At 63.2% G+C, this 15,317-nt stretch carries 15 protein-coding genes; 8 read left to right on the forward strand and 7 right to left on the reverse strand.

Features of this window, described 5'->3' with window-relative positions; all coding sequences use genetic code 11:
• Positions 1–225 precede the first annotated feature (225 nt).
• From ACWUKX_RS01350 to ACWUKX_RS01370, 5 genes are all read left to right on the forward strand, one after another.
• Positions 226–1,131 carry a sugar-binding transcriptional regulator gene (locus ACWUKX_RS01350; RefSeq protein ID WP_456003127.1) on the forward strand — a complete coding sequence of 302 codons (906 nt, stop codon included), beginning with the start codon at positions 226–228 and terminating at the stop codon, positions 1,129–1,131.
• Between the two features lie 483 nt (positions 1,132–1,614).
• Positions 1,615–2,595: an ABC transporter substrate-binding protein gene (locus tag ACWUKX_RS01355; protein ID WP_456003129.1), complete on the forward strand. Its 981-nt coding sequence runs from the start codon at positions 1,615–1,617 to the stop codon at positions 2,593–2,595.
• A gap of 96 nt (positions 2,596–2,691) precedes the next feature.
• Complete coding sequence (locus tag ACWUKX_RS01360) at positions 2,692–3,744, forward strand: ABC transporter permease subunit (RefSeq protein ID WP_456003131.1); 1,053 nt, start codon at positions 2,692–2,694, stop codon at positions 3,742–3,744.
• Positions 3,737–4,492 carry an ATP-binding cassette domain-containing protein gene (locus ACWUKX_RS01365; protein WP_456003133.1) on the forward strand — a complete coding sequence of 252 codons (756 nt, stop codon included), beginning with the start codon at positions 3,737–3,739 and terminating at the stop codon, positions 4,490–4,492. The genes ACWUKX_RS01360 and ACWUKX_RS01365 overlap by 8 nt, the downstream gene beginning before the upstream one ends.
• 628 nt (positions 4,493–5,120) lie before the next feature.
• Complete coding sequence (locus ACWUKX_RS01370; protein ID WP_287337919.1) at positions 5,121–5,375, forward strand: hypothetical protein; 255 nt, start codon at positions 5,121–5,123, stop codon at positions 5,373–5,375.
• 90 nt (positions 5,376–5,465) lie between these two features.
• Here ACWUKX_RS01370 and ACWUKX_RS01375 read toward each other — a convergent pair whose 3' ends face one another.
• The 3 genes from ACWUKX_RS01375 to ACWUKX_RS01385 all read right to left on the reverse strand — a co-directional run bounded on the left by ACWUKX_RS01375 (position 5,466) and on the right by ACWUKX_RS01385 (position 9,232).
• A complete protein-coding gene (locus ACWUKX_RS01375) occupies positions 5,466–6,596 on the reverse strand; it encodes a DmpA family aminopeptidase (protein WP_456003135.1) in 1,131 nt (376 codons plus the stop codon).
• Between the two features lie 40 nt (positions 6,597–6,636).
• Complete coding sequence (gene xseA / locus ACWUKX_RS01380; RefSeq protein ID WP_456003137.1) at positions 6,637–8,202, reverse strand: exodeoxyribonuclease VII large subunit; 1,566 nt, start codon at positions 8,200–8,202, stop codon at positions 6,637–6,639.
• Positions 8,203–8,275: 73 nt separating this feature from the next.
• The gene (locus tag ACWUKX_RS01385; RefSeq protein ID WP_095519014.1) at positions 8,276–9,232 is read right to left on the reverse strand and encodes a LysR substrate-binding domain-containing protein; all 957 of its coding nucleotides are present in this window, start codon (positions 9,230–9,232) and stop codon (positions 8,276–8,278) included.
• Positions 9,233–9,463: 231 nt separating this feature from the next.
• On the opposite strand from ACWUKX_RS01385, the gene ACWUKX_RS01390 reads away from it, so the two are divergent.
• Positions 9,464–9,754, forward strand: coding sequence for a DUF1127 domain-containing protein (locus ACWUKX_RS01390; RefSeq protein ID WP_029348395.1), 291 nt, complete (start codon positions 9,464–9,466; stop codon positions 9,752–9,754).
• Between the two features lie 184 nt (positions 9,755–9,938).
• Here ACWUKX_RS01390 and ACWUKX_RS01395 read toward each other — a convergent pair whose 3' ends face one another.
• The 4 genes from ACWUKX_RS01395 to ACWUKX_RS01410 all read right to left on the reverse strand — a co-directional run bounded on the left by ACWUKX_RS01395 (position 9,939) and on the right by ACWUKX_RS01410 (position 14,105).
• Entirely contained in the window at positions 9,939–10,946 is a 1,008-nt protein-coding gene (locus ACWUKX_RS01395; RefSeq protein WP_456003139.1) for a DUF937 domain-containing protein, read from the reverse strand.
• A 209-nt stretch (positions 10,947–11,155) separates the two neighbouring features.
• On the reverse strand, positions 11,156–12,529 hold the full coding sequence (locus ACWUKX_RS01400) for a glutamate--cysteine ligase (RefSeq protein ID WP_456003141.1): 1,374 nt from the start codon (positions 12,527–12,529) through the stop codon (positions 11,156–11,158).
• Positions 12,530–12,691: 162 nt separating this feature from the next.
• Positions 12,692–13,426, reverse strand: coding sequence for a 16S rRNA (uracil(1498)-N(3))-methyltransferase (locus ACWUKX_RS01405; RefSeq protein WP_456003143.1), 735 nt, complete (start codon positions 13,424–13,426; stop codon positions 12,692–12,694).
• A 31-nt stretch (positions 13,427–13,457) separates the two neighbouring features.
• Positions 13,458–14,105, reverse strand: coding sequence for a hypothetical protein (locus ACWUKX_RS01410; RefSeq protein ID WP_456003145.1), 648 nt, complete (start codon positions 14,103–14,105; stop codon positions 13,458–13,460).
• 87 nt (positions 14,106–14,192) lie between these two features.
• On the opposite strand from ACWUKX_RS01410, the gene ACWUKX_RS01415 reads away from it, so the two are divergent.
• Positions 14,193–14,891 carry a type 1 glutamine amidotransferase gene (locus ACWUKX_RS01415; RefSeq protein WP_456004052.1) on the forward strand — a complete coding sequence of 233 codons (699 nt, stop codon included), beginning with the start codon at positions 14,193–14,195 and terminating at the stop codon, positions 14,889–14,891.
• A gap of 283 nt (positions 14,892–15,174) precedes the next feature.
• Entirely contained in the window at positions 15,175–15,306 is a 132-nt protein-coding gene (locus ACWUKX_RS01420) for a hypothetical protein (protein WP_258124092.1), read from the forward strand.
• The last annotated feature ends 11 nt before the right edge of the window (positions 15,307–15,317 follow it).

Here is a 15,317-nt window from a genome sequence, read left to right on the forward strand (position 1 = left end):
GCTTAGTTCTTTACCTGCCCGTTGGCAGGAGGTTTGCCGCTTTGGTGCGCTATCGAACCGAGAAAAATTGGCCTTAGCCCGCTATTCGTCGTGGAAACGAGCCCACGTTGCGAGTCAGCCGAATTTGCGCGATAACTCCCATCGGTTGCCGGGTCTGTAACACATTGCTGAAAGGAATTGCAACTGCCTGTCCCTCCCGCACAAGATGCAGCCGCATCGCGGACGATGCTGCATACGGTCGCCAAACTGCACTACGAGGCTGAGATGTCGCAGGTCGATATCGCGCGGCGGCTTGGTGTCTCAACCGCGACCATATCGCGCCTCCTGCAGCGGGCGAGAGCAGAGGGCATCGTGAGGATCGAGGTTCTCGACCTTGCAACCCCCGAAGGCATCACCACGCAACTGATCGAGGGACTCGGACTTCGGGACGCGGCGGTCATCGAAGCGCCGGCAGCCGGTGCGCTGACGGCCCTCGCTGCGCCGCTCGGCGCCTTGATCAAGCAAGCGGAGCTGACGGCCGGCTCGGTGGTCGCCATTGGCTGGGGGCGAGCCATTCGCGAGGTGATCCAGGCAGGCCTGCCGCGCATTCCCGGCGTTCTGACCGTCGCTGCCACCGGCGGTATGCAGCAGCAAGCGCCGCATTTTCAGATCAACGAGTTTGTGCGGCTCGCCGCCGAAGAATTCGGCGGGACGCCGCATTTCATCCATGCGCCCTATCTGCCGTCCTCCGAATTGCGTGAGGTCTTCCTCGGCGATGCGACCATCCGCGACAGCGTCGCGCTTTGGGACCGGACCGATGTTGCGATCGTCGGGATCGGCCTGCCCCATGCCATCAATCCGCCTGAGGCGAGCGCGGCCACGCTGAGCGAACAGGCCCTGTTTCATGCGGCTGGAGACGTCATTCGCCATTACTTCGACGCCGAAGGCACGCTTATCCCGTGGGAGGGGGAGGGCCGGATGATCGCAATGTCGCCTGCCCAGCTTCGAGCCGTCCCTCTGGTGATCGGCGTTGCCGCCTCGCCGGAGAAGGCGACGGCCATTATCGGTGCCGTCCGCGCCAGGCTGATCAACGCTCTGGTAACGGAGACGAAGACGGCCCAGGCCATCCTCGAGGCCCTCTTGCCCCGATAGTTGTGGGCACGCCGATGCGTGACCTCGGCACCCCGATCGATCCAAACTGATTGACACCAACGCGGCTCGCGAGCCCGCCGTGAAATCATCAGTTGTGTCGCCAAAGAGTTGGGGCAATAGTCTGCGTGAGGGCCCGGCGGGGCTGACAGATGGTGACAGGTTTGAAAGCGTTTCGATCCCGGAAATACCCAGTTGCAATTTCTTTCAGCAAAGTGTTACAACCTTGCGGCTAGGCACGCATGCGCGTCGAGCGGCGCTGTTCCCTGCATCTTGCGGAGGCCAGGAATGGGACTGCGCATCAGGCCGGTCGGTTTCGACTGGCTGATCTAACGACTGGGGGGCGCTCGGGAGGAAAGCTGCCCATAACAGCAAGCAGGCGAAACCCGTCTCTCGCCGCCAGCACTTCACATAGCCGGAACGAATTGACAGCCATTTCAATGTCGATCGCAACGGCAAATCTGCCCACACCATGAGGAGGATGTTATGAAGAAGATTGTTGCCGCCCTGGCGGCTCTCGCCATCTGCGCAACGGCGCTGATCACGCCCGCTCTGGCGCAGGACAAGAAGTTCACCGTTGCGCTCATTCCGGGTCTCACCACCGACGGCTTTTACATCACCATGCGCAAGGGAGCCCAGGCGGCAGCCGATGCTCTTGGTGTGACCCTGGTTTTCCAGGGTGCCCCGGATTTCAATCCGGTAACGCAAGTCCCCGTGCTTGACGCGGTCATCGCCAAGAAGCCGGACGCCATCCTGATCGCGCCGACCGACAAGGTTCAATTGGTCGAACCGCTGCGCAAGGCCAATGATGCCGGCATTCCGGTGATCACTGTCGACACCTTCATCGGCAGCGGCGTCTACCAGACCGGCGCCGGGGAGGCGGATTTCCCACTGTCCTATATTGCCTCGGACAACATTCTGGGCGGCGAGATCGCCGCGCGGGCATTGGCCAAGGCCATAGGCGACAAGGGCAAGGTCTACGTTTCGAACGTCAAGCCCGGCATTTCGACCACCGACCAGCGTGAAGAGGGCTTCAAGAAGGAGATGGCGGCCAACCATCCCGGCATCACCGTTCTCGAAACCCAGTTCAACGACAACGACGCCAACAAGGCCGCCTCGCAACTGCAGGCTGTGTTCGCGCGCAATCCCGATCTCGTTGGGGTGTTCGGCGCAAACCTCTTCTCGGCGCTTGGCGCGGCCAATGGCGTCCAGCAGGCCGGGCAGACCGGCACCGTCAAGGTCGTGGCGTTCGACGCGCCGACCAGCATTGTCGACAACATCAACACTGGCCTTGTCGACGTAGCGATTGCTCAGCATCCCGCGGAAATCGGCTATTTCGGCGTCGTGTCGGCCTATGCCCATCTGACCGGCCAGTCGCTTCCGGTTGCGATCGGCACCGGCTTTACGATCATGGACAAGTCCAACATCGCCGACCCCAACATCTCGAAGTACCTCTATTCCGAATAAGTCCAGCAGGTCTCCTTCCGGCCTGCCGGAAGGAGACCTGCGCCGGGTCCATTTGACCCTGTTTGACGGAGACCGCGCTGCGGATCGGAACCATTCATGACTTCAACATCACCAACCGAAATGCATGTCGCTCCTCAGGCGGATCACGGTGACCCGGCCAGGAGCTGGCTCGCACGCATCGCCGAGGGACGCGCCTGGCTGTTCCTCGCCGGCCTGATCATCTGTTTCGAGGTTTGGTCGAGGCTCTCCTTCGGCGCGACCTTCGTGCTCAACCCGTTCAACGTGCAGTCCATTGCGATATTTGCCGTGGCGCCGTTGCTGCTGGCGACCGGGCAGACCTTCGTCATCATTTCGGGAGGCATCGACCTCTCGCTGGGCTTCATCATGGGTCTCGCGGCCGTCGTCGCGGCCCACGCCACGAATATGGCTGGTGTCGCCATGCCGGTGCCTCTGGCCATGATGTTGGGCATTCTGGCGGCCGTGCTTGTCGCCGGCGTGCCTGGCCTAATCAACGGCTTGCTGATCTCGCGCCTCAGAATTCCACCCTTCATCGGCACGCTTGGCATGTTCGGCGTGGCGCGCGGCGCTGCGTTCCTGCTGGCCGGCGGCACGACAGTGCCGGTCCAGAATTCCTGGTTCGCGCTGCTTGGCAACGGCAGGCTCTACGGTGTCCCCTATCTCGTCATCATCGCCGCCGCCTTCGTCGTCGTGATGCACTACATCCTGAGCCAGACCCGGTTCGGCCAGCACAACTACGCTATCGGTGCCAATGTGCAGGCGGCGCGTCGCGCCGGCATCGACGTCAGGGGCCACATCCTGCGCCTCTACGTGCTTTCGGCGATGTGCGCCGGCCTCGGGGGCGCGCTCTATGCAGCGCGCTTCACCGCGGGCGCCGCCCAGGCCGGCGAACCCTTGCTGCTCGACAGCGTCGCAGCCGTGGTGATCGGCGGCGCCAGCCTGTTCGGTGGCTCCGGCACCATCTTCGGGACGGTGGCCGGCGCCTTGGTGATCGCGGTCATTCAATACGGGCTGGTTTTCGTCAATGTCGAGCCGTTCTGGCAGTTCATCGCAGTTGGCCTCGTCATCATTATCTCCGTCCTTATCGACCAGGCGCAGCGCCGGTTCAGTGGAGCTCGCCAGGATGAATAGTTCCGAACAAACCACCCCCCTTCTCGAAGTCCGACACCTTTCCAAGCATTTCGGTGCGGTGCAGGCGCTGAATGATTTCTCCATGGCCGTGCGGCCGGGCGAAGTGGTGGCGCTGGCGGGCGACAACGGCGCCGGCAAGACGACGCTGATCAAGGCGATATCGGGCGTCTTTCAGCCGACCGGCGGTGAAATTCTGCTCAGGGGTCAGCCGGTCACCTTCGCGACGCCGCAGGAGGCGCGCGAAAAAGGCATCGAGACCATTTACCAGGATCTCGCTCTCGCCGACAATTTGTCCATCGGCGCCAATATCTTCCTCGGCCGTGAACCCATGCGCAAGGCCTTCGGCTTCCTGCCGGTGCTCGATCGCAAGGCCATGGCCGTCGCCGCCAAGCAGACCATGGGACGGCTGGACTTCCATGTCAGCCGGCTCGACGCCCCGGTCAGCAATTTCTCCGGCGGTCAACGGCAGGCTGTAGCCATCGGCCGGGCCGTCTATTGGGACGCGCAGATCCTGATCATGGACGAACCGACCGCGGCCCTCGGCGTACCGGAGCAGCGCAAGGTCATTTCGCTCACCCACCAACTCAAGGCACAAGGGCGGGGCGTGATCTTCATCTCGCACAATCTGCAGGATATTTTCGCCGTTTCCGACCGCATCGTCGTGCTGCGCCGCGGCATTCAGGCCGGCGAGCGCAAGATCTCGGAAACCAACCATGACGAAGTCGTCAAGCTCATGGTTGGCGGATAGGCCGAACTTTTCTATTATTGAAACCACGCACTTGCCGAGGAAATCAGCTTCCCGGGTGGCGAGCCGGCAACTCTTTGGCGAGAAGCGACCCGCGGCAAGATCGCAGGCATAGGCTATCGCGCCTAGCTGCTCAGCACCTCGAAGCGCTCGGTCGATTCCCGGTGAAGTATGCTCGCCCCGATGATGATAATACGCCATACAGATGCGCTCGGCGCAGCGGAGACAAGCAGGATGGCGAGCAGAGTCGACATTGCCTGAGGATGTCACTATATAGCGGCGGCTTTGGCCGCGTGCCCCAGGAGTGCGCAGCGAATGGCGCCGCAAACGTGCCACGTATTGTGACACCTATTGTCATACAAATTGACTGGAATACCGGAAAAAAACAAGTAGAAACAATGGAGCGATCCGGGACATGATCCCAGCTAACGGTGCCAGTCTCCTCAGAAAATAGAATCGCCTCAACAATTAGAATGTGCTCCTTGAACCTTCGATTCACGTCAGCTCTGTGGAGCTTGGGCAAGATCGGCTTGCCGGACGGCGACGACTCGGTTGGAATGGGATCGTGCATCTTTTCGGGGATACCGGCGTTTATGATTACCAACCGGCGCAGCCGCCAGGGAACAGCAGCATGAGCGAACACGCGATCGAGTTCTTGCAAGGGTGGATCGGCGAAAAGGTCCACTGCCAGCCCTCGCTGGACAGGATCGAGGAGCAGGCCGAGACCCTCGCCAGGGAATGCGCCGCCAGGGCGGCTGAAGCCGGCATACCGCTGGAGGATATCCAGGAAGAGGTCGGCGACATTCAGGAGCTTATAGCGTCGAAGCTGGAAGAGGCGGCTGAGGCCGACCAGGACGAAAAGAATTCGGACAAGTCTGCCGAGTGACATGCCGACCCGGCGAAAGGCCGGGAAAGGCATCTGTTTACCAGGCTCAACCATTTCCAAGACCCGGGCGACGTGTGACACGCCACAGTCCTACTTTCCCTGACTTGCCCCGAAGTTGCCCTTGAGCCATGCCTTCGGCAGCGCCGGCACGAAATTGCCGTCGCGCCCGGTCATGTTGTCATTGGCGACCAGCGCATTGAGGATCGCCTCCTCCACGCTCTCGATCACGGCGTCGAAGAACGGATCGATGTCGGTATCCGGGATAAAATCGGCGCTGGCGATGCGGGCTGACGGCGCCAGTGCCGCCTCGCGGTTGGCGGTCGAAAAGGCCAGGAAAATATCGCCCGAGCTATGATAGCCGAAGCCGCCGGTCATGGCGACGCCGAGCGGCGCCCGGCGGGCCAGCCGCTTCATCTGATGCGGCATGAACGGCGCATCGGTGGCGACGATCCCGATGATTGAGCCCTTTTCGGCGTGCGGCGTGCTTTCGCGGATAGCCGGTTCCACGAGATCGGGCCCGGCACGCAAGCCGCGAATGACAAAATTGCTCCGCTTGCCGAAATTCGCCTGCACGAACGCGCCGACCGTGTAGCGCCGGCCGTGCCATTCGACGAGGCGCGATGCCGTGCCGGAGCCTGCCTTGAAACCGAAGGCGATCATGCCGGTGCCGCCGCCGACGCTGCCTTCCACGATCGATGCTCTGGTCGCGCCATCGAGTGCCGCGGCGACATGCTTGAACCTGAGATGGTGGCCGTTGATGTCGTTCAGGAAACCGTCATAGGTTTCCGCCGCCACCGGCAGGCCCCAGCCGCTGTCGAGCGCGGCCGGCAGCACGCGCTGCATCCAGCGCAGCGTTGCGTCGCGTGAAACGCCGCAGGAATGCGTGTTGGTGATGGTGATCGGGAAATTGAAGGCACCGGTTTCCTCGATGATGTGCGAGCCGGTCAATTCGCCATTGCCGTTCTGGCTGAAGATGCCGGCAAAAACCGGCGTGGCGAGATCGGCGCGCGGTCTCGGCAGGATAGCGGTCACGCCGGTGCGCACCGGTCCCTTGCCGACCACCAGCGCACCATCGCCCGAAATCAGCGTCGAATAACCGACCGCAACGCCAGCCACATCGGTGATGGCGTTGAACGGCCCAGGCGTGCCGTCAAAACTTATGCCGAAGGCTCGCGCGCGTGGCCTGCCGGAAGGCGTCGTCTGGTGATGATTGTCGGTCATGCGGGCTCAGAAATCATAGGCACTCAGAAATCATTGCCACTCAGAACAGGGAGCCTTGATTGCCACGCTCCTTGGCTTTGGCGGCCGGCTTAGCAGTTGTTTTCGGCCGCGCGGCACCGCTGGTCGCAACCGCATCGGCGGTCCCGTCGGCAAACTCCAGCGAAAGTGCCATACCCGGCACCACTTCCGCCGCTTGCTTGATCACCGCGCCGTCGGCGTCTTTCACCAAGGCGAAGCCACGCGCCAACACCGCCTTGTGCGACAGCGTCGCCAGCAGCCGGTCGGCCTGGGTCAATTTCCCGCGCAAGCGCTCGAGCCGTACGGAAATCACCCGGTCCTGTCGCCGCGACAGCGCCGCCAGGCCATCTGCCTGCAATTTCTGCCGCCTTGCGATCGGCGCCGGCGACAGCCGCGCCGCGGTGCGCGAAAACCGCGTTCGCCGGTCGCGCACGATGGCGAAGAACGCCGCTTGCGCGCGGGCGAGGTCGCGGCCGGCCAGCGTGCGGGCCTCGTTCATGCGTCGCGACAGGGTGGCCGGCGTCAGCCGCTGCGCCTGAAGCCTAGCTCGCTTGCGCTGGACGCTGACGGACAGCGCCCGGCCCAGCCGGCTGGTCGCCTCGTCGAAACGCCGGCGCGGCAGCGCCAGCAACTGGTCGGGCGAGGGCAGCGCCCGGGCAGCGGCACGGACCGCCTGGCGCTTGCGCTCGAAATTGCGCGATGCCGCGGTCTTCAGCCGCGCGCCAAGACCGGCAAGCGTCGCTTCGAGGTCGACTTTGACCGGCACGGCGATCTCAGCAGCCCCCGTCGGTGTCGGCGCCCGCACATCCGCCGCCAGGTCGATCAGCGTCCAGTCCGTTTCATGGCCGACAGCGGAGATCACCGGAATGCGCGAGGCGGCGACGGCGCGGGCCAGCCCCTCGTCATTGAACCCCCAAAGGTCCTCCAGGCTGCCGCCGCCGCGCGCCACGATCAACACGTCGGGGTGCGGAATAATGCCATCCTGCGCCAGTGCGTTGAAGCCGTTGACGGCGGCGGTCACTTCGGCGCCTGCCGTCTCGCCCTGCACCCGCACCGGCCAGACAAGCACGTGCAGCGGAAACCGGTCCTTGATCCGGTGGATGATGTCGCGAATGACGGAGCCTGTCGGCGAAGTGACGACGCCGATGACGCGCGGCATGAATGGCAGCAAGCGCTTGCGGCCGGCATCGAACAGGCCTTCGGCCTGCAGCCGGCGCTTGCGCTCGTCCAGCAGCGCCATCAGCGCTCCGGCGCCGGCCGGCTCCAGATTGTCGATGACGATCTGGTAGTTGGACTTTCCAGGATAGGTGGTGAGCCGGCCGGTGACGATCACCTCCATGCCCTCTTCGGGGCGGAACTTCAGCCGGCTCATCGTGGTCTTCCAGACCACGGCGTCGAGCCGTGCGCGGTCGTCCTTCAGGCAGAAATAGGCGTGGCCGGAGGAATGCGGCCCGCGATAGCCTGATATTTCGCCGCGCACCCGCACATTGCCGAAGACGTCCTCGACCGTGCGCTTCAGCGCGCCGGAAATCTCGCTCACCGTGTATTCGGTGGCGTTGGTGCGTGATTCGGATACTGCGTCGCTCATTGGCCGATTGGGGGGCGGTTGTCCGTCCGCGTCAAGACGGGTGTGTCCGGTGCCGGCCAATTGCGGGGGTTTTTCACCAGCCCGGCGAGATCTGGTTCGGCTTGGTCCGCTTCGTCTTAGAGAAGGCAAATGCCGGGAAGTCGAAGCTTCCCGTATCTTCGCCGAGCGGCACGGAAATATTGTCGAGGCTTTCCGAAATGTGGCGGGCCAGCGCGTCGACGATCTCCGGCCGCGACGTCTGGCCGCGCATGATGCCGATGCGGCAATCGGGCAGGGCGCCGAACCCGTCGGCGTCGCCCAGAACCCGCATGCCGGGCCGCAGCGCACATTCCGGCAGCACCGAGATGGCCAGGCCGGAAAGCACCGCGGCGGTGATGACGGTTGCCGAGAAGCTGGTGAACAGGATGCGGTAGTCGCGGTTCTGCCGGTCGAGCACGTCGACGGCAGCCCGCCGCCAGATGCAGTTCGGGCGGCCGAAAGCCATCGGCAATGTGTCCTGCTCATGTGTCGCGTGGTTGGCCGAAGTGACCCACAGCAGCGGTTCGCGCCGCACCACTTCCGACTGACCGTGCGCGTCATTATGCGTCACCAGCGCCAGATCGAGATTGCCGCGCTTGATATGCTCGACCAGCCCCGGCGTCGGCTCGCAGATGACGGTCAGCTCGACACGTGGATTGGAACGGGCGAAGCGGGCCATGATCTCGGGCAGGAAGCGATCGGCATAGTCGTCCGGTGTGCCGATGCGGATCGTGCCTTCGAGCCGCCGGTCATCGAAGGCGGCCAGCGTTTCGCGATTGAGGAACAGCAGCCGTCTTGCGTAGGAGAGCAGCCTGTCGCCGTCCTCGGTCAGCCTGTTGGTACGCCCGTCCTTTTCGAACAGCGGCTTGCCGATCCGCTCCTCCAGCCGGCGCATCTGCATGGACACCGCCGACTGAGTCCGATGCACCTCTTCTGCCGCGCGGGTAAAGCTGCCGGTGTCGACAATCGTGACGAAGGTCTGCAACTGATCGAGATCGAGTGGCGCTTTCATCGGTCCAATCCATCACTGCTGTTGATGCTAAAGATTAGAAACATTCGTTGGATTAATCAATCGAACGATGGCAAATTTACGATCGTCCACATCAAGGCAATGCATGTCACCTAAAAGTGGTCACCGGTTTTAGGACGACGACATGCATCTTGTAAGTGAATCGGGACCGGAACGGCCGCTGTTGCCAGCGCCGATCACCTGTCTTCGTCCGTCCGAATGAAGGAGACTGACATGGCTACGTTTGATTTCGCCACCGAGACTTCGCGCATTACGTCGCGTCCGGCTATTGCGACGCGCGTAGTCAACACCATCTCCAACGTCTATCGCGCCTGGAAAAACCGCCGCGCCTTCTATCGCCTTGGCGAGATGTCGGACTCCGAACTCGCCGACATCGGCTTGACACGCGCCGATCTCCACGTCGCCATCGAGGTGCCGTTCGGCCGCGATCCAACCGAGAGGCTTCGCATCATCGCGGCCGATCGCACAGACACGATAGAGGGTATTGCCCGCAAGGTGGCATGATCGCGTTGTTGCGTGCCCTTTCGCGTGCTTTGCGCGTCTAAAGGGCGCACGGCGCTTGGATTTCGCAGGCTCCCACTCCCTGCCGGTCCCCCCGCCGGCCCGCCTGCACACTGCCCGGTTCTCACAAGGACCGGGCATTTTCTTTGATCAACGCTGAAGATCAGATGCCGGCAGCCTCGTCGGGTTACCGGCGATCCATTCCTCGCTTGAACTGGTCGAAGATCGATTCGACGCCCTTCAGGTAATCGTCGCGCTGCTGCGCGCCCGTCTCGAACATCTTGCCGAACAAATCGTCGAACGGATTCCTTGGCCTGCCGCTCGGATTGGCCGGCGGCTGTGGCGCCGGGCGCTGCTGGGGCGCCTGACGCGGCTGCGGCTGAGGCTGCTGCGGCTGTTGCGCACCACCGCCGAACATATCCTGCAGCACCTTGCCGAGCGGATTGTCACCATACGGGTTCTGCGTTTGTTGGGGCTGCGGCTGGCTTTGCGGCTGTTGCGCACCGCCGCCGAACATATCCTGCAGCACCTTGCCGAGCGGATTGTCGCCGTAGGGACTGGGCGCCTGCTGCGGCTGGGTTTGCGGCTGCTGCTGCGCGCCGCCGCCGAACATGTCCTGCAGCACCTTGCCGAGTGGGTTGTCCATCGGGCCGGGCGCCTGGCGCTGCTGTGGTGCCGGCGCTTGCGCGGCTCCGCCGGCCTGCCGCATCATCTGCTCGATAATCTCGCCGAGCGGATTGCTGCCGCCGCCGAATCCGCCTGCCGCTTGCATCTGATTTGTGGTCTGCTTGAACAGTCCGCCCATCATCATCGAGGCCACGGCCGGCAGCATCTGCTGCAAAACCTGCTGGCTGACACCGCTTGCCTGCGCAGCCTGGCTGGCAACGGCGCGGGACAGCTCTTTCGAGCCGAACAGATGGCCAAGAATGCCGTTGCCTTCATCGACGCCCTGCGGCGAGAAAGCCCGGCTTGCGTCCTCGAAATATTTGGCGTGCTGGCCGCTGGCCATTGCCGTCATGAATGCGCCGAGCCCGTAAGGATCGGACGTGTTGCGCTTCAGCCCCTGTGAAAAAGCCGGCAGCAGCGCCTCGACCGCCGATTGCGTTTGCTGCAGCGACAGCCCGAACTGTTGGGCCAGGACCTGCATGCCGTTGCCGTTCTGAGCCTGCGCCAGAATGTCGAACAAGGAAGGCATTGGTTTTCTCCTCCGGGAAAATCCTCGCAGGAAAGCCTACCGCATCGGCCCGAAAATCGGAATCGATTTTCGGAAAGCACGATGCGGTAGCTTAAAAGAGAGTCAGGGCGTCCTTTGCGCGTCCACCAGGGCGCGTGGCGCTCTAATTCGTTTCCATTACTAACTGAGGCGACTATTCCTGAGCTGTCGGCCAACCGGATAGCAAACGGCTAGTACGCATATTCCATGAACACCGGCTCGATCGAGCCGCCCCAGCGCGTATGATAGGCGGAGAGCAGCTCTTCGGCGCTTGTCGTGCCACGCGCGACCACTTCGTCCAGCGTGCTGAGGAACGACGTTTCATCATAGCCGTCGCGGTTCTTGCGGCCGCGGTTCTTCAGCCCCATGCGCGAGATGACAAGCACGTCGCGGGCGATCTCGCGCAGTGTCGTGTTGCGGAACGGCGCCGAAATGCCCTGTTCCGGCACGGCGTTGCGCATCGCCAGCACCTCTTCATAGCTCCAGCTCGAGGTCAGCGCCTCGGCCGCGTCGAGCGCCGCCGCGTCATAGAGCAGCCCGACCCAGAAGGCCGGCAGCGCGCAGATGCGCCGCCACGGTCCGCCATCGGCGCCGCGCATTTCAAGGAAACGCTTCAATCGCACGTCGGGGAACAGCGTCGACAGATGGTTCGCCCAATCGCCCATCGTCGGCAGCCCGTCGGGTATCTCGTTGCGGGCCGCACCTGCCATGAACTGGCGGAAGGTGACGTGTGTCATGTCGTGGTACTGGCCGTCGCGGATGACGAAATACATCGGCACGTCGAGCGCCCATTCGACATAGTCGGCGAAGCCGAAATCGGGCGAGAAGCAGAATTCGAGCAGGCCCGAGCGCTGGTTGTCGGTGTCGCGCCAGATGTCGCCGCGCCAGCTCTGAAATCCGTTGGGCCGGCCTTCGGTGAAGGGCGAGTTGGCGAACAGCGCCGTCGACAGTGGCTGCAGCTTCAGCGACACCTGCATCTTGCGGCGCATGTCGGCCTCGCTCTCGAAGTCGAGATTCACCTGGATGGTGCAGGTGCGGTACATCATGTCGAGTCCTTTGGTGCCGACCTTGGGCATGTAGCGCGTCATGATCTCGTAACGCGATTTCGGCATTTTCGGTGTCTCGGCCAGTGACCATTTCGGGCTGCCGCCGAGGCCGAGGAAGCGTATGCCCATCGGCTCGGCGATCTCGCGCACCTGCGCCAGATGCGCATTGCCTTCGCGGCAGGTCTGGTGGATCGTCTCCAGCGGCGCGCCGGACAGTTCGAACTGGCCGCCGGGCTCCAGCGAGATCGCGCCCTGGCCGGTCGGCTCGACCAGGCCGATAATGCGGCCGGCATCCATGATCGGATCCCAGCCGAGTTTTTCCTGCATGCCCTCGAGAATGGCGCGGATGCCGTGCTCGCCGCCATAGGGCACCGGCGCATTGCCGTCGACATAGAACGGGAATTTCTCGTGTTCGGTGCCGATGCGCCATTTGTCGCGCGGCTTGTTGCCTTCAGCCAGATGCTCGACAAGCTCGTCGACGCCTTCGATCGGCCGGAAATCGGTTGTGTCGCGCGCCATTACAAGTCCTCTGCAGGCGGTCGGACGACCGCCGGCGCTAGATGGACGAAATGTCAGTAGCCGATCAAGCGAAAAATCCTGAGCCACAGGGTAACTGGAATTGATTGACGCTGCTTCTTTCTTCTCCCGCAAGGGCCCCGCTGGGGGAGAAGGGGAGAATCTTCACCAGTCCCCGACCGTCGCCTGTATCACCGCCAGTGCCGCCACCGCAGCCGTGTCGGCGCGCAGGATGCGCGGACCGAGCGGAATGGCGGTTACGAAAGGCAGCACCCTCAGCATCCTTCGTTCCTCGTCGGAAAACCCGCCCTCGGGCCCGACCAGCAGCCCGAACTTCTTCTCCCGCACCGCTTGCAGCGCGGGCAGGGGATTGTTGGTCGAGGCATCCTCGTCGCAGAAGATCAACCGCCGCTCCTTGTCCCAGCCGGCCAGCAGGCGCTCGAACTTTTCCGCTTCGCGCACCTCCGGAACCGCCAGGATGCCGCATTGTTCGGCGGCCTCGACGACATTGGCGCGCAGGCGTGCGATGCCGGGCTTTGCCACTTGCGTGTGCTGGGTGATCACCGGCTGCAGGACGCCGGCGCCCATCTCGACCGCCTTCTGCACCAGATAATCGAGCCGACCCTGCTTCAATGGCGCAAAGCAGTAGACGAGATCGGGCAGCGGCGGCTGCGGCCGCTGCAAGGCCAGCACCTTCAGACGTACCGCCTTCTTGGATTTGGCGGCGATTGCCGCAGACCATTCGCCGTCGCGGCCGTTGAACAACAGGATTTCGGCGCCTTCGCCGAGCCGCAGCACATGCATCAGGTAATGACCCTGCTGCGGGCTCGCCTCGAACTCGGCTTCCGGTCCGAGGTCGTTCGGCACGAACAGCCGCTGCATCTTGTAATTGGCGCGCATCGCCGAGGAATGGGCGAGCCAAACCTTGGCGTCAAGTCTCAGCCGAGGGATGCCAGACCGGTTCGTAGCCTTGCCGCAGCACGGAAACGGTGGTTGCCGGCGTGAGCAGGCGGATTGGACGGACGGCAAAACCACCGAACCCCACCGGATCGCCATAGCCTGCGAACGACCAGCGCAGCGCCTTGCCGCCGCGCATCGCATAGGCGTTGCCCCCTTCCGCAATCATGGCGCCGTCCGGCAACCCGGCAAGCTCTTCGGCGAATACGACCGGTGCCCGCCCACCTGCCGCCAGCCGCTCCTTATGCAGCCGCTTGTCGACCTGCGGTGCGCGCGGCTCGGCAATGCCGTAGGCCACGCCGAAGCGCTGGACGAAGTCGCTCGCCCGCTCGCGCCGGCAGAAGAAGCAAGGCCGATGTCCGGCCGAGAGCGCGGTGACCTCGTCCAGGAAAAACAGCTCGGTCCAGCCGGTCTTGCCACCGTTCCTGTTTCGGCCCATCGGCTCGCGCCGTACATCGCGGAATTCACAGACGCAGATGATCCAGGCCTGCAGTGCCCAGCGCTTTTTCAGCAGCGTCTTCGTTTCGGGGTCATGGATGATACCGCGATTGCCCATCAACAGGCCACGCTCCGGCACGGCGCGGAGAACGCCGAACGGGTCTACGCGGTTCTGCAGTGGCATAGCTTTCTCCCCGAATACGCATCTTGGCCGAAATGACGGCGGCATGATATCGCTCGACGCATCATTTTCATGTCAGCAGGTTTTTCAATGCGGGTGCTGGTGGTCCAGAATTTCGACAGTGAGGGCCTTGGCCAGATCGGCGCAGCGCTAGTCGAGGCGGGCGCCGATATCGACCTGCGCCGGCCCTATTGTGGCGAGATGCTGCCGCAGGACAGCGATGCGCACGACGCCATGGTCGTGCTCGGCGGCGCCCAGAATGCCCTGGACGACGAGATTTGCCCGTATTTCCCTGAACTGCTCGACCTGACGCGCGATTTTGCGAACAAGGATCGCGCCGTGCTCGGTATCTGCCTTGGCAGCCAACTGGTCGCGCGCGCCTTCGGCGGCGAGAACCGGATCGGCGGCGCCTCGGAATTCGGCTGGCACAAGGTCTCTCTCACTCCGGCGGCGAAGGCCGATCCGGTACTCGCCGCGCTGCCTGAAAATTTCCCCATCTTCGAATGGCACGACGACACTTTTGTCTTGCCTGAAGGTGCCGTGCGGCTCGCCGGCAACGAAGTCGCCGAGAACCAGGCGTTTCGCATGGGCCGCGCCGTCTATGGCTTTCAGTTCCATTTCGAGGCGGACCGGCCGATGGTCCGCGACTGGAGCTCATCCTTCGCATCGCTCATTGCCGAACGGTACCCGGACTGGAGCATTCGGCTCGACGACGAAATGGCCCATCACGGACCGGATGCCGATGCCGCCGGGCTGGCCATTGCCCGCGCCTGGGTGGCGACGATCTGACGGCTGTCGGTCCCGACGTTGCATATTTGGCACGTTGGCAAAAATCCGCTGTGGACAGCTTGTTTCGTCCTTGGCTTGTGGCCGCCCGCCACCCTAGAAGGCACGCGCTCTGCATCTTCCGTGCAACGCGATGAACCCTTTGTCTCACTCGCGCGACACATCGCCGATACAGAAACTGCCTAGAAACGCGAAATCGTCGAAATTTTGAGACGTATTTCCGTTTCAACCCATTGGTAACCCGCCTCGTGCACAGATGCAGAGAGCTCAACAAGAGATGACGTCCGTGAAAGCAGCGCTTCTGTCCTTTGTCATGTTGTCGGCCATAGTGTTGTGCGGCTTCGGCACTTATGCCGGCGACGCAGCCAACAACCACAACGCCGTCGATGGCTACGGCGTCACCGCCGCGCTTCGCTAAAACACAGACTT

The organism is Mesorhizobium sp. f-mel (assembly GCF_053850215.1).